This is a genomic window from Streptomyces sp. NPDC056169 (genome assembly GCF_042268445.1).
Taxonomy (GTDB): domain Bacteria; phylum Actinomycetota; class Actinomycetes; order Streptomycetales; family Streptomycetaceae; genus Streptomyces.
In genome coordinates, this window is record NZ_JBHJUO010000006.1 from 271,860 (window position 1) to 297,537 (window position 25,678).

Genomic DNA, 25,678 nt, shown 5'->3' on the forward strand with positions numbered 1-25,678 from the left:
GCCCTCCCGCGACAACGCGCCCCCCGGAAGGCGGTGCGGCCGGGACGCGCCGCCCGCCCGTCGGTGCGACCATCGGCCATGAGGCACGCGACACGGCCACGACGATGGTCCGAGGAGAGAGTGACGATGACCGAGGCGACTCGGCGCACACCCGGCACACCCTGCTGGGTGAGCCTGATGGTGCACGGGCTTGACGGGACCCAGGAGTTCTACAACGCGCTCTTCGGCTGGGAGTTCGTGCCCGGCCCGCAGCACCTCGGCCCGTACGTCCGGGCCCTGCTCGACGGCAAGGAGGTCGCGGGCATCGGCCAGCTGCCGCCCGACCGGCACCTGCCCATCGCCTGGACCACCTATCTGGCCACCGACGACGCCGACGAGACCTCCGAGACGATCCGCTGCTGCGGCGGCACGGTCGCGGTCGGCCCGCTGGACGCGGGTGAGGCCGGCCGCCTGGCGATCTGCTCCGACCCGGTCGGCGCGGTCTTCGGCATCTGGCAGGCGGAGGCGCACCACGGCACGGTGGCCGCCGGGCCTCCGGGGACCCCGGTGTGGAACGAGCTCCTCACGTACGAGACGTCCTCGGTCGGCAAGTTCTACCGGTCGATCTTCGGGTACGAGGTGGAGCCGGTCGTCTCCGCCGACTTCGACTTCGCCACGCTCCACCTGGACGGACGCCCGGTGGCCTCGCTGCACGGCGTCGGGAACGCGCTGCCCCGGGACCGGGGCGCGCACTGGATGACGTACTTCGAGGTCGACGACACGGACGCGGCCGCCCGGCTCGTCGCGGAGCTCGGCGGTCAGGTGCTGAGGCCGCCGAGGGAGGGCACGGCGGGACGGCACGCGCTGGTGACGGACCCGGAGGGCGCGGTGTTCACGCTCGTCAGGTCCGTCGACCGCTGATCCCCTCGGGGATGTCGACCACTCGTCCCTTCGGGGGTGCGGGTCAGGCCCGGCGGGCCCGGGCGAGGCCGCGGCGGAACCGGGACGTGCCGGTGGCGGCCGACTCCGGGGCGGTGGCCTCCCCCGCGCCCGGCAGGCCGAGCTGGGTGAGCCGCTGGGCGTCGAAGTGGTGCGCGATGCCGGGCTCCGCGTGGTGCTCGGCCAGGAAACGGGTGGCCTCCTCCCGGAGCCCCGGGTGGCTCTTGTGCCGCATGCAGTAGCCGACGGCCCGTACCAGGGGCGCGAGCGAGTCCGGGGCCGCGCCGGGGACCGCGGGCTCCTCTCCCCCTTCCAGGTCCGCGACCAGGTGGTCGACGACGGTGAGCGGGATCCGGTTGCTGTTCTCGAAGGGGGTGAGGCGTTCGAGGACCTCGACCGTGCCCACGCGGGCGATCGGGATGCCGTAGTAGACGGCGGCGGTGAGCATCGCCGTGGAGAAGCAGCCGACGACGAGCCGCGGCCGGCACCGCTCGTAGAAGGTCTCGGCGAGCAGCGGGCCGTCGAGGACCGTCAGCCGTACGCCGAGCTCCGCCGCCTCCTCGTGGAGGGCCTGGGAGTAGCGGACGGGCGCGGTCGGGTGCGGCTTGAAGACCACTGAACCGTGTCCGGCCGCGGCGGCTCCGCGGAGCATCCGTACGTGCAGTTCCTCTTCCTCCTCGGCGGTGAGGAGGTTGAGGGCGGCGAGGTACTGGCCGAGCAGGAGGGCCGTCGGCTCGGCGGCGACGGCGCGCGCGATCGGCGAGTCGGTGTCCGGCGCCCCGTTCCCGTCCGCGTCCGCGCGCTCGTGGGCGCGCTCATCGGCGCGCTCGTCGGCACTGGAGGCTTCGGCGATCTCGGCGAGCACCGCGCGGAAGGCGCTGTCGGGGACGAGCTCGGGCTCGACCCCGTACTCGCTCAGGAGCAGCGGCCGCAGCCCCGGCACCAGGTCGAGGTGGAGGACCCGGCGGATGCGGATGGCGATCGACTGGGCGAGGTCGGAGCGGGTCGGGCCGTAGCTCATGAGGCCGTCCGCGTAGACGTCGACCGAGCTCTCGGGGAAGGCGGCGGCGAGTGCCTTGGCGGGGTTGACCTGGATCGATTCGACGATCAGCTCGACCCGGGCGCTGCCGAGGCCCCAGGCGGTCCGCAGGACGCGCTGCCAGAGCGGGGTCTCCTCGGGCCGGGGTGCCCAGGCGGCGGGGTGGTACGGGTGGATCGTCTCGTTCCAGTCGAGCGTGCCGTCGAAGCGGGCGGCGATCCGCTCGTAGCCGGTCATCGTCTCCAGGCGCAGCGCGGTCTCCGGGATCTCGGCGTTGTGCGAGATCAGCAGGAGGCGGCGGGCGTCCTCGCGGGGGCCGAACTGTCCGGCGTCCAGCGCGGCCGCGAGGGTGGCCGCGCCGTAGAGCGTGGAGACCTGGAAGATCTGTACGCGGCGGGGGTCGGGGGCCGTGCCGGAGGCCATGGCGGAGGTCGTGTCGGGAGCCATGGGTCAGGCGGTCCTTCCGGGTTCGCGCAGGCTCCGGAGGAGGGTGCTGCGCGGGATGTCCATGGTGGTCAGGGTCTCGTCGAGCACATGCTGCGGCATGCGGCGCAGGGCGTCGCCGACGTCGCCGCGCAGCTGTGCGGCGACCTCGGGCTCGTACTTCCCGACCTTGCCCATGTGGAAGGCGATCATCGCGCAGTAGGTGCGGACGGCCTTCGGGAGGAATCGGTCCGCCTCGGCGTCCCGGGAGACGTCGTCGAGCAGGAGATCGTACGAGGGGATGAAGTCCAGCTGCCGGTTGTCGGTGATCTGGGTGAGCGAGGTGGTGACGCCCCGCCGGTAGAAGACACCGTGCAGGGAAAGCGCGGCGAACGTGCTGGCTTTGAGGTGGAGACGCCAGATCCAGAGGCGGTCCTCCGCCGTTCTGAGAGAGGTCTCGAAACGCGAGGCGCCGTTCTCGAAGAGCCGTCCGCTGTAAATGCCGAAGGGAACGAAGGGATAGTCGACCATCGTCACCATGCTGGCGGGCGAGATGCCGTCCCTGGGGTCCATCACCGCGTCGCGGACCTTGGCGGGGGCGTAGCGGATCTGTCGCTTCCGGCCCTCCGCCAGGACGTGGTCGGTACGGGCGAAATCGCAGTCCAGGCGGGAGATTCCGGCGACGGCGGCGCTCAGGTGCCCGGGGGCGTACCAGTCGTCGCCGTCCAGGAAGGTGAGGTAGTCGCCGCGCGCCGCGTCGATTCCGGTGTTGCGCGCCTGGGCGACGCCGAGATTCGTCTCGTGGCGAATGACGGTGGCGTTCGGGAGGCGGTCGCGCCAGCGGTCGAGGATTTCCGGGGTGTCGTCCGTCGAGCAGTCGTCGATCAGCAGGAACTCGAATTCCGGGTTCGCGTTGTTCGCGAGACTGCGCAGGGTGTCGGGAGCATAGGGCCCGACATTGTGGAACGGGACGACGACGGACAGTTTTGGCACTCGGAATCCCCATACTGAATCGAACAATCAAACGCCGGTACGGCGGGCACAGTAGCCGTCCACTTTTCCGGCTGAACGAGCCACGGGTGCACTCCGGGTGAACTCTTGTCGTCCCCGGTGGAAACCCCCGTCAGGGCCGGACGCGGCGGGACCGCCGGTGCAGGAGCGCCGTCGCGGCCAGGGCCAGGAGCGCGGCCGCTCCGGCGGCGCCGCCGAGGCGGAGTCCCGGTGGCCGGAAGGAGCAGCCGACCGTGGTCGCCCGCCCGTCGAGGGGAACGGCGACGAGGCCCTGGTACGCGCGGGCGGGCGCGGCTTCCGCGTCGCCCGCGGCGCAGCGCCAGCCGGAGATCCGGGGCGCGGCGAGCACGGCGACGCCCGTGCTGCCCGGGGGCAGTTCGGCCGTGACGCCGTGGCCGCCGGCGTTCACGCGGGTGGCGCCGGTGGCGGTGAGGTGTCGTACGGCGGAGTCGAGCCGGGCCCGGACGAGGCAGCCGACGGGTTGCGGGGGCAGCCGGATCGCGGCCTCGGGCAGCAGGTCGATCCGCACCTCGCCGGAGTCGGGCACGGTCCCGAGGGCCCGCATGGGGGCGCGCACGGAGGGCGGCTTGCCCTCGAAGTCGACGGCGGTCTCCCCCGCCAGGGTCGCCGAGCCCTTGTACTCGGGGGCCCAGAACCAGACGTCGGAGCCCGCCGGGCAGCGGGCGGTGAGGGTGCGTCCGGTGCGGCGCGTGTCGCGCGGCAGCTCGTACACCGAGGAGCCGAGGAGGAGTTCCTGCCGGACGAAGGCGGAGTCCCCGGGACGCGGGGCGCGTGCCTCGCGCGGGCGGACGGTCACCAGGGGCGGTACGGGGGTGGTGACGGCGGTGACCTCGGCGCGGGGCCGCGCGTCCTGGCGTACCGGCTCCGTCGGCTCCGAGCGGATCCGGGTGCCGATGGAGAAGAGGGCGTCGGTCACGGGGTTGTCGAGGGTGACCGGGTGCCGGCCCTTGGCGTAGGAACCGAAGCCCAGCGCGGAGAGGGTGGAGGAGGTCACGTCGGCGGTGAGACTGCTGTAGACCTCGGCCCCTTGGCCGCCGACGAGCAGGACGTCGTTGCCGCCGGGCACCTCGCCGGGGTCCGTACGGTACCGGGGCCAGGCGTCGGCGCGGGCCGCCTCGCGGGCGGCGGAGGCGTGCCAGGGGCCGATCCGGGGCGACCAGGCGACCTCGCTCCGCTGCTGCTCGTCGATCCGCTTCCCGGTGACGACCGTCTCGCCGGCCTGGGCGGCGACGAGGAGGACCACGGCCAGGACGGGCAGGGCACGGAGAGCGGTCCGCCGGACGCCCTCCCGGGCGAGCAGGGCGGCGACGAGCGCCAGGGCCGCGGCGGCGAGGAAGGCGGGGAAGGTCCAGTCGTCGATGTCGACGCTCCCCCGGGCCGCCCAGGCCAGGACGCCGAGCAGAGTGCCGCCCGCGAGGAGCGCGCTCGGCCGGGGCACGCCCTGGGCGACCGAGAACCAGGCGGCGATGAGCAACAGCCCGCACAGGACGAAGGCCTGACGGTACGGAGCGCCGTTGGGCGAGGCTCCCGCGTGCCAGAGCAGATGGGTGGGCTCCCACTGGAGGGAGAGCGTCACCAGGACGACCGCCGCCGTCCACGCGGCCCGGACGCGCGGGGCGACGGCCCCGTTGAACGGCAGCGTCAGGGCGAGGGCGAGGGCGGGCGTACCGATGAAGAGCGCGGGGCTCGCGACGCTCGCGGTGGCGGGCAGGAACCGGGCGAGGAGGTCCGTCCAGGGGGCGGGCGCGAAGGTGGTCACGGGGGTCGGGTCGGCGACCTTGGTGGCGAGGAAGACGATCACGACGAGCGGCGCGGCGAGCCCGATGCCGATGAGCACGCCCCGGGCGGCGCGGAGCGCTCCCGCGATCCGCTGCCGGGCGGTCGCGCTCTCCTCGGCGGTGAGGAGCCGGACGGCCAGGAAGACGGCCGCGCCGAGGGTGGCCATGTAGGCGGTGTAGAAGTTGGCGATCCAGGCCAGGGCGACGACGACGGGACCGAGGACGGGACGGCGGCCGGTGCGGGCCCACTCGCCGACCAGGCAGAGCAGCGGGAAGGCGACGAGCCCGTCGAGCCACATCGGGACGGTGGCGCCGAGGTTGAGGGTCCAGCCGGAGAGGGCGTACGCGGTGCCGAGCACGGCGGCGACGGGCCAGGGGCCGGGGCGCAGTCGCAGGAGCAGCAGCGCCGCCGCGGCTCCCGCGGCGCTGATCTTGGCGGCGGTGACGACGTAGAGGGCGAGTTCGATCCGGTCCGCGGGGAAGAGGACGACGAGCAGATCGAAGGGGCTGCTCAGGTACGTGCCGATGTCGCCGAGGAAGTTGGAGCCGAAGCCGGAGTTCCAGTTGAGGAAGGCGTCGCCGTGCGTCTCCCCGAGGAGGAGGGCCCGCCAGTAGGCGTGGTACGGCAGGTACTGCTGGCCGAGATCGACGATGTTCCTGGTCACGGGCCCGAAGGGGTACGTGCGGGACAGCGCGGTCGCGAGGCAGAGGAGCGCGGCGGAGAACAGGGAGGCGGCGAGCGGGGCGGCGGCGGCCGGGGCGAGCCGGCCCTCCGGTCGAAGAACCGACCGAAGTGCCGACCGGGCTGCCGACCGGAGAACCGACCGGAAGCCCGGTCGGCGCCGGCCCCCGCCGGCCCCCTCCTCGCCGTCGACCTCGTCGAGCACGGTCTCGGCGGCGGGGGGCACACGTCCTCCAGGGGGCGCACGGAGCGGGGAACGCCCGGAGGGGAAGTCGTCACGGGCCGACCGCCATTACCGCCGAGGCGGGCGACCCGTAACCGATCATCAGGCGGTGTTCCGGTACACCCCGGGTGAACACCCGGTGCCGCGAGGGTGGGTGGTTCAGCCGTTCGAGGCCACGAGCTCGTCGACCGTGCGGGCGACGGTGCCGAACAGGTCGGAGACCGTCGTCAGGCTCGCGACCTGGAGCGCGTCCGACGCGACGACGGTGCCGTCCGGCGCCGGCAGGGGACGGGTGGCGGTGGCCTCGGCGACCACGGTCGGGCGGTAGCCGAGGTTGAAGGCGCCCTGTGCGGTGAAGAGCACGCACATGTGCGTCATGAATCCGGCGATGACGAGGTCGCCGCCGGCGCCGACGCCGAGGTCCTTGAGGGTCTGCTCCAGGTCCGTGGCGTGGAAGGCGTTCGGCACCTGCTTGACGACCACCTTCTCCCCCTCGATCGGGGCGACTTCGGCACTGATCGAGCCGATCTCGGCGCGGATGTCGTACGGGGTGCCCTCGCCGCCGTCGTTCACGACGTGCACGACGGGCGTGCCGGCGGCGCGGGCGGCCGCGAGCAGGCGCGCGCCGGCGGCCACGGCCTCCTCGGCACCTTCGAGCAACATGACGCCGGTGCGGTAGGTGTTCTGGAAGTCGATCATGATCAGGGTGGACTCGCCCAGGCGCGGGAGCTCCTGGGGCAGGCCGATCACCTCGCGCAGGGTGGTGGACGCGGTCATGGTGGTTCCTTTCGGTTCGTTGTCCGCTACGGGACGAGGGAGCGCCGAGCGCCTACGACAGGTCCTTCGTGGCGCCGTCGGGCGCGAGGTCGACGAGCTTCCCGTCGACGCCCTGCTCCCGGAAGGCCTTCACCAGGGACGTCAGGTCCTCGGAGTAGATGTTCCAGCTGTCGGTGTGGACCGGGACGACCTTGCGGGGGTCGAGGTCCTTCGCCACCAGGGCCGCGTTCTTCGAGGTGAGGGTCAGCGGCGCGTTGTCGAGGATCGCGGGCGTGCGGGCGGCACCGGCGAAGAGGACGGCCGTGTCGATGGGGCCGATCTCCTTCCTGACGCGGTCTCCGACCTCCTTGGCCACCTTCACCGAGGCGTTGTCGCCGGAGATGTACGTGGTGGGGACGCCCTTGCCGCTGAGGACGAAGCCGGTGACCTCGCCGTCCGCGCCGCGGTCCACTCCGTCCGGCCCGTGGAGGGCGGGCACCGCGGTGACCGTGACGGTGCCGCCGGAGGTCTTCAGCTCGTGGGTGGCCCAGGCCTTCATGCCGGTGACGTGGTCGCCGAGGCGCTTCCGCGCGCCGGGCGTGGAGAGCACGACGGGCACGGTCCTGAGCAGCTCGCGGCCCGTGTCGTCGAGGTTGTCGTCGTGCTGGTCGTGCGAGAGCAGGACGGCGTCGATCGTGCCGATCCCGTCGGTGCCGACCGCCGGGGCCTGCGTCTTCTCCAGGCCGCTCTTGTACTTCTTCGGCGCGTCGAAGGTCGGGTCGAGCAGGATGCGCAGGCCGCCGACCTCCAGGACCGTGGTCGGCCCGCCGACGTGCGTGGCGGTGAACGCGGCCTTCGCGGCGTCGGGCGCGGCCTCGGCACCGTCGGACGAGGCCGAGGCCTCGGCGGCGTCGGACGTGGCCGAGGCCTTCGCGCCGTCGGCGGTGCCCGTGCCGCCGCAGGCGGCGAGGAGGGCCACGCCCACCGCGGCTGCGACGGCGCCGGTGGCGACGCGGAGGAACGTCGAACGGTTCATCGGGGATTACCAGCTCTCTCATGGCGAACGGGCGACGTCGTCGCGGAGGCGGCCACCCCCCGGACGTTCTTCACGCTAACACATTTCGTAATCATCGATAACGCCGTTCTGTTAGCGCTGTTATCGTGGGAGCCATGTCGACGGCACGAGAGCGCATCCTGGAAGCCACCGAGGAACTGCTCGCCACCAAGGACGCCCTGGCGATCTCGACCCGGGCCATCTGCGACCGGGCGAAGGTCGGCATGCCCGAGATCTATCGCCAGTTCGGCGACAAGCAGGGGCTGCTCACGGCGGTCGCCGACATCGGCTTCGAGCGCTTCCTCGCCGCCAAGAGGCGCAATCCGCTGACGGACGATCCCGTCGCGGACCTGCGGGCGGCCTGGGACAGCCACGTGGCGTTCGCGCTCCGCAACCCGTACCTGTACCGGCTGATGTTCACGCCGACGGGCGACGCCAAGCCGCAGGCGATCAAGGAGGCGCAGGCCATCCTGCTGACGGCGGTGGAGCGCTGCCGGGACGCCGGACGGCTGCGCATGACCCCCGAACTGGCGGGGCAGTCGATCCTCTCCGCCAATGTGGGCGTGTGCATGATGGCGCTGTCGTTCCCCGAACTCTTCGCGGGCGACGACATCTCACGGGCCGTGCGCGACGCCGTGATCGGCAAGGCCACCGGTGACGAGCGCGAGGACACCCGGATCGGTACGGCGACGGTGCTCGCCCAGGCGCTGGTCGGCAGCCTCACGGGCGCGGCCCCCGTCAGCGCAGCCGCCCTCGACCACCTGACCCGCTCGCTCCGACCGCCTACCGCCGCCCCGGAGGCGTAACGGAGTCGAGGGCCAGTGCCTGTCCGACCCTGATCCGCTGGACAGGCCCTGGCACTTCGGAGCGCGACCGCGCCCGGAAGGTGCGCCGGTACGTGTCCGGGGGCACGCCGACCGTGCGGTTGAAGTGCCGGCGCAGCGTCGTGGCGGTGCCCATGCCGGTGGCCGTCGCGATGGCGTCGACGCTGTCGTCGGTGGCCTCCAGCAACTCCTGGGCGCGGCGGATGCGTTGGGTCAGCAGCCACTGCAACGGAGTGGTGCCGGTCGCCGCCCTGAAGTGGCGGCCCAGGTTCCGGGAGCTCATCCGCGCCCGGCGGGCCAGGTCCTCCACGGTCAGCGGGCGGTCGAGCCGTGCGACGACCCAGGGGAGCAGCGCGGTGAGCGGGTGGTCTTCCTGGGCGGGCACCGGGGCGGTGACGAACTGGGCCTGGCCGCCTGCCCGGTGCGGGGGTACGACCAGGCGGCGGGCGACCGTGTTGGCGACCGCCGAGCCGTGGTCGAGGCGGACCAGATGCAGGCACAGGTCCATCGCCGCGGCCTTGCCGGCGGAGGTGAGCACGCTGCCGTTGTCCACGTAGAGCACGTCCGGGTCGACCTCGACGCGGGGGTAGCGGTCGGCCAGGGCCTGGGTGTGTCCCCAGTGCGTGGTCGCGCGCCGGCCGTCGAGCAGCCCGGCGGCGGCCAGGACGAACGCGCCGGTGCAGAGGGAGGCCACCCGGGCGCCCGCCTCGTGGGCCGCGCGCACGGCGTCGACGAGCTCGGCGGGCGGGTCCACGTCGACGTCGGCCCAGCCGGGGACGATCACCGTGTCGGCGTAGGGCAGCCGGTCGAGTCCGTGGTCGGGCTCCAGGTGGAACCTGCCGACCCGCACGGCGCTCGGCCCGTGGACGGTGAATGCGTACCAGGGGTCGACCAGGTGGGTCAGGTCGGAGCCGAAGACCTCGTAGGCCACGGAGAGTTCGAAGTGCAGCATTCCGTCGGTGACGGCCAACGCGACTGTCTTCATGTCCGAAATTGTACGCACCATGTCGTTCCAGACACTCACCTTCGCGGATCTCCACCGTGCAAGATGTTCACAGTTGAACAAACGAGAGCGGCACGAGAGCGGTAGGAGAAGTCGATGACAGCGGGTCAGACGGTAGCGGTGTTCGGTGCCTACGGGCACACCGGTCGTTTCGTGGTGGCGGAGTTGCTGAACCGGGGGTTCGCCCCGGTCCTGACCGGACGCGACGCGGACAAGCTGGCGGCGCTCGCCGCCTCCCACCCGGGCCTCGCCGTCCGGCCGGCCACGGTCGACGACCCGGCCTCGCTGGACCGCGCCCTGGCCGGCACGGACGCCGTGATCAACGTCGCCGGGCCCTTCGCCTCGACCGCGGCCCCGGTGATCGAGGCGGCGCTGCGCGCCGGGATCCCGTACGTGGACGTGGCCGCCGAGCTGGAGGCCAACGCCGACACGTTCGCCCAGTTCGCGGACCGCGCCGCCGAAGCCGGCACGGTCGTGATCCCGGCGATGGCCTTCTTCGGCGGCCTCGGCGACCTGCTGGTCACCGCGGCGATGGGCGACTGGACCTCGGCCGACGAGGCGCACGTCGCGTACGCGCTGAGCAGCTGGCACCCCACCGCCGGAACCCGCAGCGCGGGCACCGTCTCCCGGGAGCGCAGGGAGGGCCGGCGCGTCGTGTTCAGCGAAGGCCGGATGCAGTACCGCGACGACGCCCCGCCGACGCTGAAGTGGTCCTTCCCCGACCCGACGGGCGTCCGGTCCGTCATCGGCGAGTTCACCATGGCCGACGTCGTCACCGTCCCGAGCCACCTGGCCATCCCCGAGGTGCGCACCTACATGAATGTGGAGGCGGCCAAGGACGTGATCGCTCCGGAGACGCCGGCGCCCACCGCGGTCGACGAGAGCGGGCGCTCGGACCAGACCTTCGTCGTCGACGTCGTCGTGCGCTCCGGCGACGAGGAGCGGCGCGCCACGGCGAGCGGCCAGGACATCTACGCCTTCAGCGCGCCGCTCGCGGTGGAAGCGGTCCACCGCGTCCTCACGGGACGGATCAGGACGGTCGGCGTCGCCTCGGCCGGTGCGATCTTCGACGCGCCCGACTTCCTCCGCGCGCTGTCCGAGCAGACGTCGCTGTCCCTCGAACCGCGTGGGTGATGCGCCGGTCAGGCGTTGTTGACGGGGAGGACGTCCGGCGAGAGGGCGCCCGCGTGGGCCGTGGCCGAGGTCATGAGACGGCGGTGGTGGCGACGGCAGAGGACCTCGTAACCGACCTCCCCCGCCGGTCGGTTCACGTCCCCGACCACCACCTGGGCACCCTCGACGACCATCTGGCCGCCCACCGTACGGGCGTTGTGCGTCGCCCTGGCCCCGCACCAGCAGAGCGCCTCGACCTGGAGCTGCTCCAAGCGGTCCGCGAGCTCGATCAGGCGCTGGGAGCCGGGGAAGAGCTTGGTCCGGAAGTCGGTGGTGATGCCGAAGGCGAAGACGTCCAGGCCGAGGTCGTCGACGATACGGGCGAGCTGGTCGATCTGCTCGGGCGCGAGGAACTGCGCCTCGTCCACGATGACGTAGTCCGCCCTGCCGCCCTGGGACAGCTGGGCGACGAGGTACGCGTACAGGTCCATGCCCTGCGGAGCCTCGACCGCCTCCGTCACCAGGCCGAGCCGCGAGGACAGCTTGCCCTCGCCCGCCCGGTCGTCACGGGTGAAGATCACGCCCTGGAGCCCGCGCGCGTCCCGGTTGTGGGCGATCTGGAGGGCCAGGGTGCTCTTCCCGCAGTCCATGGTTCCGGAGAAGAAGACCAGCTCGGGCATGACAGGCCGGGGACCTTTCGGGTCGTGGGGGGAAAGTGGGGGCGTCGGGGGGTCAGGAACGGACTTCGAGCAGCGGGACGAGCTGCTCCGCGGGGGTCATGGACCCGTGCATGCCGACCATCGCCGACTCGTGGGGCTCGTTGACGGACGCGGTGATCGCGACGTCGTCGTGGGCCGCGGCGACCACGTCGCCGATCCTGCCGTACACCCGCTCGTCGATCTCGTCGCCGAACCAGCCGAGGGCGATGGCCTCGTCCCGGCTCGCCACCCAGAACTGCTCGCCGATCACCTCGCGCCAGCAGGTGAGGACGTCCGCCTCGGCGCCGGGCACGGCGTACACATGGCGGGCACGGCCCTCGCCGCCGAGCAGGGCCACGCCCGCGCGCAGCTCCCAGTCCTCGTCGAAGTCGATGCGGTGCTGCTCGTCGAAGGGGATGTCGACCATGCCGTGGTCGGCCGTGACGTACAGCGCGGAGCGGGGCGGCAGCTGCTCGGCGAGGCGCTGCACGAGCCGGTCGACGAACATGAGCTGTCCGCGCCAGGCGTCGGAGTCGATGCCGAAGCGGTGTCCCGCGCCGTCGAGTTCGCTGTAGTACGTGTAGACGAGCGAGCGGTCGCCGGCGGCGAGCTGCTCGGCCGCGAAGTCCATGCGCTCCTCGCCGGAGAGCCGCCCGTGAAACGTTCCGCCGCTGAGCGCGACCTGCGTGAGCGGGGTCTGCTCGAAGATCGGGGAGGACACCTGCGCGGTGTGGATCCCGGCCTCGTGCGCCAGCTGGAAGACGGTGGGGTACGGCTGCCAGACGCGCGGCTCGGTCCACGGCCGCCAGCGCAGCTGGTTCATCAGCTGGCCGGTGTCGGGGTTGCGCACGGTGTAGCCGGGCAGCCCGTGCGTGCCGGGGTAGCGGCCGGTGCCGACCGAGGCGAGCGAGGTCGCGGTGGTGGCGGGGAAGCCGGCGGTGACCGGGCGGCCCGTGCCGCCGCGCGAGGAGCCGAGGAGCGAGGTCAGGTACGGGGCCTCGTCCGGATGGGCCGCGATCTGCTCCCAGCCGAGTCCGTCGATCAGGAAGACGCAGTTCCGGTCGGCCGGGGCCAGCTCGGCGATCCTCGGGGCGAAGCCGGGGACGCCCTGCGCCGCGACGAGCGTCGGGAGCAGGTCGCCGAGGGAGCCGAAGGTGTACTCGGGCACCGGCGCGGTGTCCGGGGACAGCGGAACCGGATCGTCGGGCCAGCCCTGGGCGACGGCGGTGGGCTGGACCATCAGCGAGTGGTCGCGGCGGTGGCCGCGATGGCTTCGGAGAGCGCCTGGGCGAAGGCGAGGGTCTGCCGGACGGTGTCCGGGCCGTCGCCGGCGTCGCTCACCCGCAGACTGAGGTCGTCGGCGGTGGCGTTGCCCGTGTAGCCGTGGTCGGCGTCGCAGTTGGGGTCGCCGCAGGCGGCGGGCTCCAGGTCGATGCGGGAGACGGCGCCCCAGCCGATGGTGAGCACGACCTCGCGGGGCAGCGTGCCCGGGGTGTACGACTCGGGGTTGGCGACGACACGGCTGACGACGACCGAGGAGATCCGGTCGAGCTTCACGGACTCGGTGGACGTCGTGGCGTACGGCGTCGGGGAGCTGGTGTCGGCGGCCTGCTCGTCGGTGTGGCTCACGATGAAGCGGTGCGGCGTCAGGACGAGGACGGTGACGTGGCGCCGGACCTCGTTCGCGTCGAAGGTGGTCTCCTGGTGCACCACGTACGACGCCACGGCCTCGCCGCCGACGGCGGCCTCCACCGCCTCGGCCACGAGGGCCGGGTAGTAGCCGCTGCGCTCGATCGCCGCGCGCAGCCCCTGGGTCGTCGTACCGCTCTTCGCCATGGACTCCATCCTACGGGGCCCTGGGCCCCCTCAGATCCTCAGTAACTCGGCAGGCGGCGCGGGCCGAGGTCCGTCCGGGGCGGGGGCGGGGCCAGCCGGACGGTGGCCCCGAGGACGGAGAGTCCGCCCGGGGCCACGACGACCGGCTCCAGGGAGACCGCCACCACCTCCGGGTGGTCGTCGACGAGCCGGGAGACCCTGAGGAGGAGTTCCTCCAGGGCGGGGGCGTCGACCGGGGCGGATCCGCGCCAGCCGAAGAGCAGCGGAGCGGTGCGGATCGAACGGACGAGCTCGGCGACGTCCCGGTCGGTGGCCGGGACCAGCCGGTGGGCCGTGTCGCCGAGGAGCTCGGAGGCCGCGCCGGAGAGCCCGAAGGAGAGGACGGCTCCGACGGCGGGGTCGATGGCGGAGCGGACCAGGGTGTCGACGCCCCGGGGCACCATCGCCTGGACGACGGGCTGGAGCTCCTCGGGCTTGCCGAGGACCTCGGTCACCTCGGCGTAGGCGGTACGGAGCTGCTCCTCGGTGGCCAGGTCCAGCCGGACGCCGCCGAGGTCGGGGCGGTGGCGCAGGTGGGGCGCGGTCGTCTTGAGCGCGACGGGGTAGCCGAGGCGGCGGGCGGCGGCGACGGCCTCGTCGGGGGTGGGTGCGGGGAGCGTGGGCAGGACGGTGATCCCGTACCGCGAGAGCAGCTCCCCCGCGTCCGCGGTGTCGAGGGTCACACCCCGCGCGTCCGCGTCGCCGCCGGCGCCGAGCACGCGCTCGATGAGCGCGGCGGCCCCGCCCTCGTCGATGTCCTCGTACTCGGGCACGCGCCCGGGCTCGGCGGCCTGCCGCCGCCACTGCCCGTACCGCACGGCCTCGGCCAACGCCCGCACGGCCCGCTCGGCGGCGGGATAGGCGGGAATGGTCGCCTGCGGGTCGGTGGGCGGGGGGACTGCGGAGCCGGGGGCGGTCGGGTCGGCGGAGCCGGGGGCGGCCCCCTCGGTGGCCGGCGTGGCCCTGTCGGTTCCGGCATCGCCGGTCGCCGTGCTGGTCGCCGGGCCGGTCGTGCGGGCGTTGGGCGCGCCGTCCGCCGCTCCGGTCACCGCTCCGTCCGCCGCCGGACGGGCCGGAGTCGACACCGTACGGCTCCCCGTCGGCGCCGGCCGGGTGCTCGTCGCGACCGCGAGGGCCTCCGCGAGGCCGCCCATCTCGACGTGGACGACGACGACGGGCTTCGCCGGGGCGGGGACGGACGCGACGGCCTCGCGCAGGGAGGCCGCGAGGACCTCCCCGTCGCCGGACTCGGTGGCACCGTTCTCCCCGACCCACGGGATCGCGGTCACCACGACCGCGTCGGACGTCTCGTCCGCGAGCGCCGCCGCCAGCGCGTCCCGGAAGTCCGTCGGGCCCGCCGCGGTCGTCAGGTCGAGCGGCCGCAGCGGACGCAGCCCCTCGGTCAGGCACGCGTCGTACGTGAGGAGGCCGAGCGACTCGGAGTTGCCGAGGATCGCGACCCTGGGCCCGGCCGGCAGCGGCTGGGCGGCGAGGAGCAGTCCGGCGTCCACGAGTTCGGTGACCGTGTCGACGCGGATCACCCCGGCCTGGCGCAGCAGCGCGGAGACCGTGGCGTGCGGGATGCGGGTGACGGGCACCCGGTGGCCGGGCGGCGCGCTGCCGCTGTGCCGGGCGCCCTTGACGACCACGACGGGTTTGACCGCGGCGGTGCGGCGGGCCAGCCGGGTGAACTTCCGGGGGTTGCCGATCGACTCCAGATAGAGGAGGACGACGTCCGTCCCCGGGTCGTCGTACCAGTGCTGGAGGAAGTCGTTGCCGGAGACGTCGGCGCGGTTGCCGGCCGAGATGAAGGAGGAGAGCCCCGCGCCGTGCCGGTGGAGCCCGGCGAGGAGCGCGATCCCGATCGCGCCGGACTGGGTGAAGAGCCCGATCCGCCCGGCGGCCGGCATGTGGGGGGCGAGCGAGGCGTTGAGCCGGACGTCCTCGGAGGTGTTGATGATCCCGAAGGCGTTGGGCCCGATGATCCGCATCCCGTACGAGCGGGCCTGCCGTACGAGCTGGCGCTGCCGCTCCCGGCCGGCCGGGCCGCTCTCCGCGTACCCGGCGGAGAGGACGACGAGGCCCCGCACCCCGTGCTCGCCGCAGTCGGCGACGACCTCCGGCACCCGCTCGGCGGGGACCGCGACGATCGCCAGGTCCACCGGTTCGCCGATGGCGCCGACGGAGGGGTGGGCGGGGATGCCGTCGAGCTCGGCGGGCCCGTCGGTGAGCGCGGCGTTCACCGCGTGGACGCGGCCGGTGAAGCCGGCGCCGAGGAGGTTGCGGAGGACGGTCCGGCCGACGCCGCCGGGTGCGCGCCCGGCGCCGACGACGACGACGGACCGGGGGGTGAGGAGCCGCTGGACTGATCGCGCCTCCGCCCGCTGCTCCCGCGCGCGCTGGACGGCGAGGGAGCGGACGGTCGGTTCGAGGTCGAGGTGGAGCCGTACGGAGCCGTCCTCGAAGCTCCGCTTCTGGGTGTAGCCCGCGTCGGTGAAGACCTTGATCATCTTGTTGTTGGCGGGGAGCACCTCCGCGGCGAAGCGCCGGATGTCCCGCTCGCGCGCGACCGCCGCGATGTGTTCGAGGAGGGCGGAGGCGACTCCGCGCCCCTGGTGCGCGTCCTGGACGAGGAAGGCGACCTCGGCCTCGTCGGCCGGTCCCGAGGCAGGCATGCCCCGGTCGTCGATGCGGTCGTAGCGGACGGTGGCGATGAACTCCCCGCCCACGGTCGCGGCGAGACCCACCCGGTCGACGAAGTCGTGATGGGTGAACCGGTGGACGTCCTTGGCGGAGAGCCGGGGGTAGGGCGCGAAGAAGCGGTAGTACTTCGACTCGTCCGACACCTGCTCGTAGAAGCTGACCAGCCGGTCGGCGTCATCGGCGGTGATGGGCCTGATGCGCGCGGTGCCGCCGTCCCGGAGCACCACGTCGGCCTCCCAGTGATCGGGATAGGCGTGCTCCGGTGATGCCGGTCGATCCGCCGCTTCCGACTGCTCCGACGCGCTCTGCATGGGGCCAGCCTACGGCCGGTGTACGACACCGGCACCGGTCGCGCGGCAGGGGCGTGCCGTGCAAGGTGGGGAGGACCGAAAGGCGGTCCGATCCGGGCCGAAGGTCGGCACGAGCACCGCGCGTCCCGTGAGAGACTGGTCTAGACAACCCGCTTGAGACTTGAAGGGCAACACCATGGCTGAGCGCCGCGTCAACGTCGGCTGGGCCGAGGGCCTCCACGCCCGCCCCGCGTCCATCTTCGTCCGTGCCGCCACGGCTTCCGGCGTTCCGGTGACGATCGCCAAGTCCGACGGCAACCCCGTGAACGCCGCCTCGATGCTCGCGGTGCTCGGCCTGGGCGCGCAGGGCGGCGAGGAGATCACCCTCGCTTCGGACGCCGACGGCGCCGAGGCCGCGCTGGACCGTCTCGCGAAGCTGGTCGCCGAGGGGCTCGACGAGCTCCCCGAGACCGTCTGACCCCGCCTTTCCCGTACGACGAGACCGCGGCCGCCGGAATTCCGGCAGCCGCGGTTTTCGCTTTTCCGAAACTTACGGAAACTCACGGAACCTTCCGGAATCCTCTGGAGCCTTCCGATGCCGATGTTTTCAGGCAGCACAATTCGGCTCCAGCGAATTTCTCTTCTTTGTATACGGTGCGCATGTTAATTCCGGCCGCTCGCCGTGTTGACGACATGTTGCGAAACCCTCACGCGCCCGCGCTCCGGCTTTTTGAGCCGGTGCAGCCCCAGCGAGCGCTCCGCGTGCAGCGCGGTCAGCGCCCTGGCCCGCTCGGCGTCGCCCCGCGCGACCGCGTCCACGATGGCGCCGTGCTCGGACCAGGCCTCCACGGCGTGGGCGGGCTGGTCGACCGCGTACATCCAGGCGATCTTGTGCCGCAGCTGGGTGAGCAGCGCCGTCAGGGCCGGACTGCCGGAGGCCTGCGCGAGCGTCTCGTGGAACCAGCCGCCGAGTGAGCGCAGGTCCTCGCCCTGGCCGCGCCTGGCCCGCTCCTGACCCAGTCTGACCAGGCCGCGCAACACCTTCAGGTGTGCCTCGGTGCGGCGCTGCGCGGCGCGGGCGGCGCCCAGGGGTTCGAGCAGGGCCCGCATGTCGAGCAGATCGGCCGCCTCCTGCTCCGTGGGCTCGGCGACATGGGCGCCGGCGTGGCGGCGGGTGACGACGAAGCCCTCGGACTCCAGGGTGCGCAGGGCCTCGCGGACCGGGACGCGGGAGACCCCGTAGCGTCGCGCGAGCTGCTCCTCGGTCAGCCGCGCGCCCCGCTCGAAGACACCGGAGACGATGTCGTCCCGGATCGCCGTGCATACCGATTGCGCGGGAACGCGCATGTCCGACCTCCGCCTTGATCCGCGAGAGACAATTCGAGCGACGCCTGTTCTGCGTCTGTTCCGCAAGTGTCCTGCGACTCTATTGCAGCAGGCCGGAATTTCCGATGGCCCCATGGAATCCGGCGATATGTTTCGGGCAGCGAAAAGCCCCGGCTCAGTACGAGCCGGGGCTTTTGCGACGCGATCCGCCGGGTGTCAGAGGCTGACGCCGCGGGCGCGGAGGTACGAGATGGGGTTCAGGTCGGAGCCGTACTCGGAGCTCGTCCGCGCCTCGAAGTGGAGGTGCGGGCCGGTCGAGTTGCCGGACGAGCCCGAGATGCCTATCTGCTGGCCCGGCTCGACGGTCTGGCCGACGTAGACCCCGATGGACGAGAGGTGACCGTACTGGGTGTACGTGCCGTCGTTCATCTGGATGACGATGTTGTTGCCGTACGCGCCGCCCCAGCCGGCCTCGACGACGGTGCCGGAGCCGACGGAGACGACCGAGCTGCCGTAGGAGGCGTGGAAGTCGATGCCGGAGTGGCTGCCGGAGGACCAGAGCGAGCCGCCGGTCTTGTACCCGGTGGTGACGTACGAGCCGGCCACGGGGAGCTGGAAGGAGTTGAGGCGGCGGCGCTCGGCCTCGCGGGCGGCGCGCTCGCGGTCCTCGCGGACTTCCTTGGCGCGGGCCTCGGCCTTGCGCTTCGCCTCGGCACGAGCCTCGGCCTGGGCCTTCGCCTTGGCGATGGCCTCGAAGGCCTCCTGCTCCTGGGCGGCGGCCTGGGCGTCGATCCGGTCCGCGAGCGAGTCCTCGGTGATCACCTGCGTGAGGCCGGTGTCCTCGACGGAGCGGTTGTCCGTGTCGGCGGCGAGCGCCGGGGAGGCGAAGGTTCCGATGACGCCGGTGGTGGCGAGCGTCGCTACGCCGGCGATGCCCACGCTGCGGCGCGCCATCCGGCTCGGACCACGATGCTTCCCGGTGGCACGGGTGAACGCCATGTAGGGGCTGATCCTTTCCTTCCTTCTCGCCTACCGGGTTAGCTGACGGGTTCGGAGCAGGAAGGTCTCCTACGAGCCCCTCCGCACATGGCGAAGGCGCCCGATTCACCCCAGGGACTGTGTGGGTCCCCGGCTCCCCAGGCTCGCGCCTGACGGGGACTCGGCGATGACTGTCCGCTGCCGCGACTGCGGCACGTGCACTGACGAACAGCCGGACCGACGCTATGCGGATCGTCTTTCAATCACCAAACAGACACGCCTGTTTGTAAGACATGCCACAGGGCAGACGGTCACCCTTGCCCCCAATCCGGACAAAACGGAAGGCCTCGGCGAAAGCGGGACGTCGAGGCCTTCCGCCGGTGATCGGCGCGGGCGATCAGCCGGTCACGACGGTGACTTCACCGATGCCGAGCGCACGCACCGGCTCCGCGATCTCCGCCGCGTCGCCCACGAGCACGGTGACGAGCCGGTCCACCGGGAAGGCGTTGACCACGGCGGCGGTCGCCTCGACCGTGCCCGTCTCGGCGAGCCGCGCGTACAACTGGGCCTGGTAGCCGTCCGGGAGGTGCTGCTCGACCTGGTCGGCGAGCGTCGCGGCGACCGAGGCGGCCGTCTCGTACTTGAGCGGCGCCACGCCCACCAGGTTCTGCACGGCAGTCTCGCGCTCGGCGTCGGTGAGGCCCTCCGCCGCGAGGGTCCGGAGCACCTTCCACAGGTCGTCAAGTGCCGGGCCGGTGTTGGGGGTGTCCACCGAGCCGCTGATGGCGAGCATCGAGGCGCCGTTCCCCTCGGCGTCCGAGCGGAGCACCTGGCCGAAGGCCCGCACGCCGTACGTGTAGCCCCTCTCCTCGCGCAGGACCCGGTCGAGCCGCGAGGTCAGCGTGCCGCCGAGGCAGTACGTGCCGAGGACCTGGGCCGCCCAGACGCTGTCGTGGCGGTCCGGACCGATCCGGCCGATCAGCAACTGGGTCTGGACCGCGCCCGGACGGTCGACGATGACGACCCGTCCGGTGTCGTCGGCGGTGATCGGCGGCATCGGCAGCGCCTCGGCCGGCTCGCCCGTCCAGGCGCCCAGCGTCTCGGCGAGGACCTTCTCCAGGTCGACGCCCGTCAGGTCGCCCACCACCACGGCGGTGGCCGTGCCGGGGCGGACGTACGCCTCGTAGAAGGCGCGGACCGCGGCGGCGTCGATCGCGGCGACCGTCTCCTCCGTGCCCTGACGCGGCCGGGACATCCGGGCCGCGGCCGGGAAGAGCTCCTTGGAGAGCTGCTTGGCTGCGCGGCGGCTCGGGTTGGCCGTCTCGTGCGGGATCTCGTCGAGGCGGTTGCGCACGAGGCGCTCGATCTCGGTGTCCAGGAAGGCCGGGGCGATCAGCGCCTCGGAGAGCAGCCCGAGCGCCTTGGGCAGCCGGGAGACCGGCACCTCCAGGGAGACCCGTACGCCCGGGTGGTCCGCGTGCGCGTCGAGCGTGGCGCCGCAGCGCTCCAGCTCGGCCGCGAACTCCTCGGCGCCACGCTGGTCCGTGCCCTCGGAGAGCGCGCGGGCCATGATCGTGGCGACGCCGTCGAGACCGGCCGGCTCGGCGTCCAGCGGGGCCGGCAGGAAGATCTCCACGGCCACGACCTGCTGGCCGGGGCGGTGGCTGGTCAGCACCGTCAGACCGTTGGCCAGGGAGCCGCGGTCCGGGGCCGGGAAGGCCCAGGGCCGGGCGACGCCCGGCTCGGGCTGCGGGTGGAAGTCCATGCTCGTCAAAGACACGGCAGCGTCGGTCACTGGTCCGCTCCCTCTTCCTCGTCGCTGTCGCTCTCGCTCTGTTCGGTGGCCACCGGCTCGTAGACGAGCACCGCGCGGTTGTCGGGGCGCAGCCGGGCCTTGGCGGCCGCCTGCACCTCCTCCGCGGTGATGTCGAGGACCCGGTCGACGGCGGTGAGGGCGAGCTGCGGGTCGCCGAACAGCACGGCGAACCGGCACAGTTCGTCGGCGCGGCCCGCGACGGTGCCGAGCCGGTCGAGCCACTCGCGCTCCAACTGGGCCTGCGCGCGCTCCATCTCCTCGGCCGTGGGGCCCTCGGCGGCGAACCGGGCGAGCTCCTCGTCGACGGCCGCCTCGATCTGCGGGACCTCGACGCCGCCGGAGGTCTTGACGTCCAGCCAGCCCAGCGAGGGGGCCCCGGCGAGCCGCAGCAGGCCGAAGCCGGCGGCGACGGCCGTCCGGTCCCGGCGGACCAGGCGGTTGTGCAGGCGGGAGGACTCGCCGCCGCCGAGGACCGTCAGGGCCAGGTCGGCGGCGTCGCACTCGCGCGTGCCGTCGTGCGGCAGCCGGTAGGCGGCCATGAGCGCGCGGGCCGGGACCTCCTCGACGAGGACCACACGCTGCTCCCCGCCCATGACGTCGGGCAGCGAGCCGTCACGCGGGGGCAGCTTGCCGTCGTGGGAGGGGATCGAGCCGAAGTACTTCTCGACCCAGGCGAGGGTCTGCTCCGGGTCGATGTCGCCGACGACCGAAAGCACCGCGTTGTTCGGCGCGTAGTACGTGCGGAAGAAGGCCCGCGCGTCCTCCAGCGTCGCCGCGTCCAGGTCGGCCATGGAGCCGATCGGCGTGTGGTGGTACGGGTGGCCCTCCGGGTAGGCCAGCGCGGTCAGCTTCTCGAAGGCCGTGCCGTACGGCACGTTGTCGTACCGCTGGCGGCGCTCGTTCTTGACGACGTCCCGCTGGTTCTCCATGGACTCGTCGTCCAGGGCGGCGAGCAGCGAGCCCATGCGGTCGGCCTCCAGCCAGAGCGCGAGCTCCAGCTGGTGGGTGGGCATGGTCTCGAAGTAGTTGGTGCGCTCGAAGCTCGTCGTGCCGTTGAGCGAGCCGCCCGCGCCCTGCACCAGCTCGAAGTGCCCGTTCCCCTGGACCTGCTTCGAGCCCTGGAACATCAGGTGCTCGAAGAGGTGGGCGAGGCCCGTGCGGCCCTCGACCTCGTGGCGCGAACCGACGTCGTACCAGAGGCAGACCGCGGCGACCGGGGTCAGGTGGTCCTCCGAGAGCACCACGCGCAGGCCGTTCGCCAACCGGTGCTCGGTCGCTGTCAGGCCGCCGGAGCCGGCCTCGGCCGTGGCCGTGTGACCCATGGGCATGTACGTCCCTTCGATCGCGATGTGAAAAAGTCCTGCCACTGTATGCAAGCGCGCCGACACCTGGCGAAGTTCCCGCCCCTTCCAGATGTCCCTCTTCCGGGTCGCGGTCGGCGTTGTCGGTGGCACGGTCCACAATGGTCCGCGTCAGATCAACCTTGTTGGTGAAGGAGCCGCAGCCGCGATGGCCCGCCGCAGCACGAAGACACCGCCGCCGGACGACGCGTACGAGGAGAGGATCCTCGACATCGACGTCGTCGACGAGATGCAGGGCTCCTTCCTCGAGTACGCGTACTCGGTGATCTACTCGCGCGCTCTCCCCGACGCCCGCGACGGCATGAAGCCCGTCCAGCGCCGCATCGTCTACCAGATGGGCGAGATGGGGCTCCGGCCCGACCGCGGGTTCGTGAAGTGCGCCCGCGTCGTCGGCGAGGTGATGGGCAAGCTCCACCCGCACGGCGACGCGTCCATCTACGACGCCATGGTCCGCATGGCGCAGCCCTTCTCCATGCGGCTGCCCCTCGTCGACGGCCACGGCAACTTCGGCTCCCTCGGCAACGACGACCCGCCCGCCGCCATGCGGTACACGGAGTCGCGGATGGCTCCGGCCGCGCTGATGATGACCGAGTCCATCGACGAGGACACGGTCGACTTCACGCCGAACTACGACGGCCAGGAGCAGGAGCCGGTGGCACTGCCCGCCGCCTATCCGAACCTGCTGGTCAACGGCGCGTCCGGGATCGCGGTCGGCATGGCGACGAACATGCCGCCGCACAACCTCGGCGAGGTGATCGCGGCGGCCCGCCACCTGATCCGCCACCCGGGCGCCGACCTCGAGACGCTGATGCGCTTCGTGCCCGGCCCCGACCTGCCGACCGGCGGCCGGATCGTCGGCCTGTCCGGCATCAAGGACGCGTACGAGAACGGCCGCGGCACGTTCAAGATCCGCGCCACGGCCACCGTGGACAACGTGACGGCGCGCCGCAAGGGCATCGTCGTGACCGAGCTGCCCTTCACGGTCGGCCCCGAGAAGGTCATCTCCAAGATCAAGGACCTCGTCGGCTCCAAGAAGCTCCAGGGCATCGCCGACGTCAAGGACCTCACGGACCGCAACCACGGCCTGCGTCTCGTCATCGAGATCAAGAACGGCTTCGTGCCGGAGGCGGTCCTGGAGCAGCTCTACAAGCTGACGCCGATGGAGGAGTCCTTCGGCATCAACAACGTGGCGCTGGTGGACGGTCAGCCACTCACGCTCGGCCTCAAGGAGCTCCTGGAGGTCTACCTCGACCACCGCTTCGAGGTCGTCCGGCGCCGCTCCGAGTTCCGCCGGACCAAGAAGCGCGACCGGCTGCACCTGGTGGAGGGCCTGCTCGTCGCGCTCCTCGACATCGACGAGGTCATCCGGCTCATCCGGGAGAGCGACAACTCCGCCCAGGCCAAGGAGCGCCTGAAGGAGCGCTTCTCCCTGAGCGAGATCCAGACGCAGTACATCCTGGACACCCCGCTGCGCCGCCTCACCAAGTTCGACCGCATCGAGCTGGAGACCGAGCGCGACCGGCTCAACGGCGAGATCGACGAGCTGACCGGCATCCTGGACTCCGACGCGGAGCTGCGGAAGCTGGTCTCGGCGGAACTGGCCGCGGTCGGCAAGAAGTTCGCCACCGACCGGCGGACCGTCCTGCTCGAATCGGCGGGCGCGCCCGTCGCGGCCGTCCCCCTGGAGGTCGCGGACGACCCGTGCCGGGTGCTGCTCTCCTCGACGGGTCTGCTGGCCCGTACGGCGACGGCGGAGCTGCCGCCGGCCGAGCCGGACGCGCCGCGCACCAAGCACGACCTGATCGTGTCGGCGGTGGCCGCCACCCAGCGCGGTGACGTCGGCGCGGTGACCTCGTCCGGCCGGCTGCTGCGGGTCGCGGTGATCGACCTGCCGCAGCTCCCGGACACCGCGGCCGCCCCCAGCCTCGCGGGCGGCGCCCAGCTCTCGGAGTTCCTGTCCCTGGAGGCGGACGAGTCGGTGGTCTGCCTGACCACGCTCGACGAGTCCTCGCCGGGTCTCGCCCTCGGCACGCTGCAGGGCGTGGTGAAGCGCGTGGTGCCGGACTACCCGGCGAACAAGGACGAGCTGGAGGTCATCACCCTCAAGGACGGCGACCGGATCGTCGGCGGGACCGAGCTGCGGACGGGCGAGGAGGACCTGGTCTTCATCACCTCCGACGCCCAGCTGCTGCGCTACCCGGCCGCGCAGGTACGGCCCCAGGGCCGGCCGGCCGGCGGCATGGCGGGCGTCAAGCTGACCCAGGGCGCCGAGGTGCTCTCGTTCACGGCCGTGGACCCGGCGGTGGACGCCGTGGTCTTCACCGTCGCGGGCTCCACCGGCACGCTGGACGCCTCGGCGGGTACGTCGGCGAAGCTGACCCCCTTCGACCAGTACCCGCGCAAGGGCCGCGCGACGGGCGGTGTGCGCTGCCAGCGGTTCCTGAAGGGCGAGGACGTCCTGATCCTGGCCTGGGCGGGCGCCACTCCGGCGCGGGCCGCGCAGAAGAACGGGACCCCGGTGCCGCTGCCGGAGGTGGACCCGCGCCGTGACGGCTCGGGCGTCCCGCTGCCCCAGCCGGTCGAGGTGCTGGCGGGCCCGGCGAGCTAGCGCTCCGTCGGACGGAAAGCCGGACGGAAAGCCGGACGGAAAGCCGGACGGGAAGCCGGACGAGGAAGCCGAGGAGGAACCGGACGGGAGCGGGAGCCTAGCTCTCGTCCGGTTCCTCGTCCGCCTGTCGTACGTACCGCAGGACGCCCCACATGCTGTGCTCGTCGGGGGCGTCCTGCGGGCCGTTCTGCTCGCATCCGGCGAGCTCCTTGCGCAGGCCGGCGGCGTCGATGCCGGAGCCGATCAGGACGAGCTGGGTGAGCCGCTCCTCCCCCGCGGGCCACGGCTCGGGGTAGAAGCGCAGGAAACGGCCGACGGCGTGCACCGTGTAGCGGTTGACGGGGTCGGCGGCGCCGAGGTCGACGAAGCCCTTGATCCGGTACAGGCCTTCGGGCCGCCCGTCCAGGAAGGCCATGAGCCGGCGCGGGTGGAGCGGGGTCGGCGCGGTCAGGGAGACCGTCTCGTACGCCGCGTGCGGGTGGGCGTGGGCCTCGTCCTCGGGGCCGTACAGGATGTCCTCGATGGACATCTGGCCCTCGATCTCGTACTCGGGCACGACACGGTCGAAGAGCAGCTCCGGATCGACCCGTCCGTGCGAGGCGTCGACCACGACGGCCTTCCCGGCGAGCTCGCCCACCGTCTCGCGGACGGCGGACAGCTCGTCCGCGGAGACCCGGTCCGCCTTGTTCACGACGACAAGGTCGGCGATCGTGAGGTGCCGGTCGGTCTCGGGGTGCCGCTGCCGGGTGGCCCGGAACTCGGCCGCGTCGACGACCTGGACGAGCCCGCCGTAGACGATCCGCTCGTTCTCGCTGGCGAGGACCATACGGACCAGTTCCTGCGGCTCGGCGAGCCCACTGGCCTCGATGACGATCACGTCGAGCCGGGACTCGGGCCGGGTCAGGACCTCCAGGTACTCGTCGAGCTCGCTCGCGTCGACCGCGCAGCACAGGCAGCCGTTGCCGAGGGAGACGGTGGAGCCCACCTGCCCCGCGACGGTCATCGCGTCGATGCCGATGTCCCCGAAGTCGTTGACCATGACCCCGATCCGGGTGCCCCGGGCGCTGCGCAGCAGATGGTTGAGGAGCGTGGTCTTCCCGGCCCCGAGAAACCCGGCGAGGACGACGACGGGGATCTGCTGCGTGGTCAAGGGTCGTGCCTCCGGTCGCGGGTTCCTT

At 72.5% G+C, this 25,678-nt stretch carries 20 protein-coding genes and 1 riboswitch; of the genes, 5 read left to right on the forward strand and 15 right to left on the reverse strand.

Annotated features, from left to right (window positions below):
* Positions 1 to 126: 126 nt before the first annotated feature.
* Positions 127 to 900, forward strand: coding sequence for a VOC family protein (locus tag ACFC0G_RS12015; protein ID WP_376401118.1), 774 nt, complete (start codon positions 127 to 129; stop codon positions 898 to 900).
* 43 nt (positions 901 to 943) lie between these two features.
* Here the strand turns inward: ACFC0G_RS12015 and ACFC0G_RS12020 are convergent, their stop codons facing one another.
* The 5 genes from ACFC0G_RS12020 to ACFC0G_RS12040 form a co-directional block, all read right to left on the reverse strand.
* Positions 944 to 2,404: a polysialyltransferase family glycosyltransferase gene (locus ACFC0G_RS12020; protein ID WP_376401121.1), complete on the reverse strand. Its 1,461-nt coding sequence runs from the start codon at positions 2,402 to 2,404 to the stop codon at positions 944 to 946.
* 3 nt (positions 2,405 to 2,407) lie between these two features.
* Entirely contained in the window at positions 2,408 to 3,373 is a 966-nt protein-coding gene (locus tag ACFC0G_RS12025) for a glycosyltransferase family 2 protein (protein WP_376401124.1), read from the reverse strand.
* 130 nt (positions 3,374 to 3,503) lie between these two features.
* Positions 3,504 to 6,098 carry a YfhO family protein gene (locus tag ACFC0G_RS12030; RefSeq protein WP_376401127.1) on the reverse strand — a complete coding sequence of 865 codons (2,595 nt, stop codon included), beginning with the start codon at positions 6,096 to 6,098 and terminating at the stop codon, positions 3,504 to 3,506.
* A gap of 156 nt (positions 6,099 to 6,254) precedes the next feature.
* The gene (locus ACFC0G_RS12035; RefSeq protein ID WP_376401129.1) at positions 6,255 to 6,872 is read right to left on the reverse strand and encodes an isochorismatase family protein; all 618 of its coding nucleotides are present in this window, start codon (positions 6,870 to 6,872) and stop codon (positions 6,255 to 6,257) included.
* A gap of 52 nt (positions 6,873 to 6,924) precedes the next feature.
* On the reverse strand, positions 6,925 to 7,887 hold the full coding sequence (locus tag ACFC0G_RS12040; RefSeq protein WP_376401132.1) for an MBL fold metallo-hydrolase: 963 nt from the start codon (positions 7,885 to 7,887) through the stop codon (positions 6,925 to 6,927).
* 134 nt (positions 7,888 to 8,021) lie between these two features.
* Here ACFC0G_RS12040 and ACFC0G_RS12045 point away from each other — a divergent pair, with 134 nt between their 5' ends.
* A complete protein-coding gene (locus ACFC0G_RS12045; protein WP_376401135.1) occupies positions 8,022 to 8,711 on the forward strand; it encodes a TetR/AcrR family transcriptional regulator in 690 nt (229 codons plus the stop codon).
* Here ACFC0G_RS12045 and ACFC0G_RS12050 read toward each other — a convergent pair.
* On the reverse strand, positions 8,689 to 9,714 hold the full coding sequence (locus ACFC0G_RS12050) for a helix-turn-helix domain-containing protein (RefSeq protein ID WP_376401138.1): 1,026 nt from the start codon (positions 9,712 to 9,714) through the stop codon (positions 8,689 to 8,691). The two genes, ACFC0G_RS12045 and ACFC0G_RS12050, sit on opposite strands and share 23 nt — an antisense overlap.
* A gap of 114 nt (positions 9,715 to 9,828) precedes the next feature.
* Here ACFC0G_RS12050 and ACFC0G_RS12055 point away from each other — a divergent pair, with 114 nt between their 5' ends.
* Complete coding sequence (locus ACFC0G_RS12055) at positions 9,829 to 10,866, forward strand: saccharopine dehydrogenase NADP-binding domain-containing protein (RefSeq protein ID WP_376401142.1); 1,038 nt, start codon at positions 9,829 to 9,831, stop codon at positions 10,864 to 10,866.
* A gap of 8 nt (positions 10,867 to 10,874) precedes the next feature.
* On the opposite strand, the gene ACFC0G_RS12060 is transcribed toward ACFC0G_RS12055, so the two are convergent.
* From ACFC0G_RS12060 to ACFC0G_RS12075, 4 genes are read right to left on the reverse strand one after another with little or no spacing between them, the layout of a single operon-like run.
* Entirely contained in the window at positions 10,875 to 11,525 is a 651-nt protein-coding gene (locus tag ACFC0G_RS12060; RefSeq protein WP_376401145.1) for a thymidine kinase, read from the reverse strand.
* Between the two features lie 52 nt (positions 11,526 to 11,577).
* The gene (locus ACFC0G_RS12065; protein ID WP_376401147.1) at positions 11,578 to 12,783 is read right to left on the reverse strand and encodes an alkaline phosphatase family protein; all 1,206 of its coding nucleotides are present in this window, start codon (positions 12,781 to 12,783) and stop codon (positions 11,578 to 11,580) included.
* Complete coding sequence (locus ACFC0G_RS12070; protein WP_024758334.1) at positions 12,783 to 13,379, reverse strand: DUF5998 family protein; 597 nt, start codon at positions 13,377 to 13,379, stop codon at positions 12,783 to 12,785. Before ACFC0G_RS12070 ends, ACFC0G_RS12065 begins: the two co-directional genes overlap by 1 nt.
* A 38-nt stretch (positions 13,380 to 13,417) precedes the next feature.
* The gene (locus tag ACFC0G_RS12075) at positions 13,418 to 16,432 is read right to left on the reverse strand and encodes a GNAT family N-acetyltransferase (RefSeq protein WP_376401151.1); all 3,015 of its coding nucleotides are present in this window, start codon (positions 16,430 to 16,432) and stop codon (positions 13,418 to 13,420) included.
* A gap of 175 nt (positions 16,433 to 16,607) precedes the next feature.
* Between ACFC0G_RS12075 and ACFC0G_RS12080 the strand changes: the two genes are divergently transcribed.
* A complete protein-coding gene (locus ACFC0G_RS12080) occupies positions 16,608 to 16,889 on the forward strand; it encodes an HPr family phosphocarrier protein (RefSeq protein ID WP_376401154.1) in 282 nt (93 codons plus the stop codon).
* A 185-nt stretch (positions 16,890 to 17,074) separates the two neighbouring features.
* Here ACFC0G_RS12080 and ACFC0G_RS12085 read toward each other — a convergent pair whose 3' ends face one another.
* The 4 genes from ACFC0G_RS12085 to ACFC0G_RS12100 all read right to left on the reverse strand — a co-directional run bounded on the left by ACFC0G_RS12085 (position 17,075) and on the right by ACFC0G_RS12100 (position 21,853).
* Positions 17,075 to 17,758, reverse strand: coding sequence for a GntR family transcriptional regulator (locus tag ACFC0G_RS12085; protein WP_376401157.1), 684 nt, complete (start codon positions 17,756 to 17,758; stop codon positions 17,075 to 17,077).
* A gap of 195 nt (positions 17,759 to 17,953) precedes the next feature.
* Positions 17,954 to 18,736 carry a M23 family metallopeptidase gene (locus ACFC0G_RS12090; RefSeq protein WP_376401160.1) on the reverse strand — a complete coding sequence of 261 codons (783 nt, stop codon included), beginning with the start codon at positions 18,734 to 18,736 and terminating at the stop codon, positions 17,954 to 17,956.
* A 12-nt stretch (positions 18,737 to 18,748) separates the two neighbouring features.
* Positions 18,749 to 18,912, reverse strand: a riboswitch (cyclic di-AMP (ydaO/yuaA leader).
* A 200-nt stretch (positions 18,913 to 19,112) separates the two neighbouring features.
* Positions 19,113 to 20,480 (reverse strand): M16 family metallopeptidase, encoded by a 1,368-nt coding sequence (locus ACFC0G_RS12095; protein WP_376401470.1) that lies wholly within the window; start codon positions 20,478 to 20,480, stop codon positions 19,113 to 19,115.
* A 26-nt stretch (positions 20,481 to 20,506) separates the two neighbouring features.
* A complete protein-coding gene (locus tag ACFC0G_RS12100) occupies positions 20,507 to 21,853 on the reverse strand; it encodes a M16 family metallopeptidase (RefSeq protein WP_376401473.1) in 1,347 nt (448 codons plus the stop codon).
* Positions 21,854 to 22,040: 187 nt separating this feature from the next.
* On the opposite strand from ACFC0G_RS12100, the gene ACFC0G_RS12105 reads away from it, so the two are divergent.
* On the forward strand, positions 22,041 to 24,500 hold the full coding sequence (locus ACFC0G_RS12105; protein WP_376401163.1) for a DNA topoisomerase (ATP-hydrolyzing) subunit A: 2,460 nt from the start codon (positions 22,041 to 22,043) through the stop codon (positions 24,498 to 24,500).
* A gap of 97 nt (positions 24,501 to 24,597) precedes the next feature.
* Here ACFC0G_RS12105 and ACFC0G_RS12110 read toward each other — a convergent pair whose 3' ends face one another.
* Positions 24,598 to 25,650 carry a CobW family GTP-binding protein gene (locus tag ACFC0G_RS12110; RefSeq protein WP_376401166.1) on the reverse strand — a complete coding sequence of 351 codons (1,053 nt, stop codon included), beginning with the start codon at positions 25,648 to 25,650 and terminating at the stop codon, positions 24,598 to 24,600.
* Positions 25,651 to 25,678: the final 28 nt, after the last annotated feature.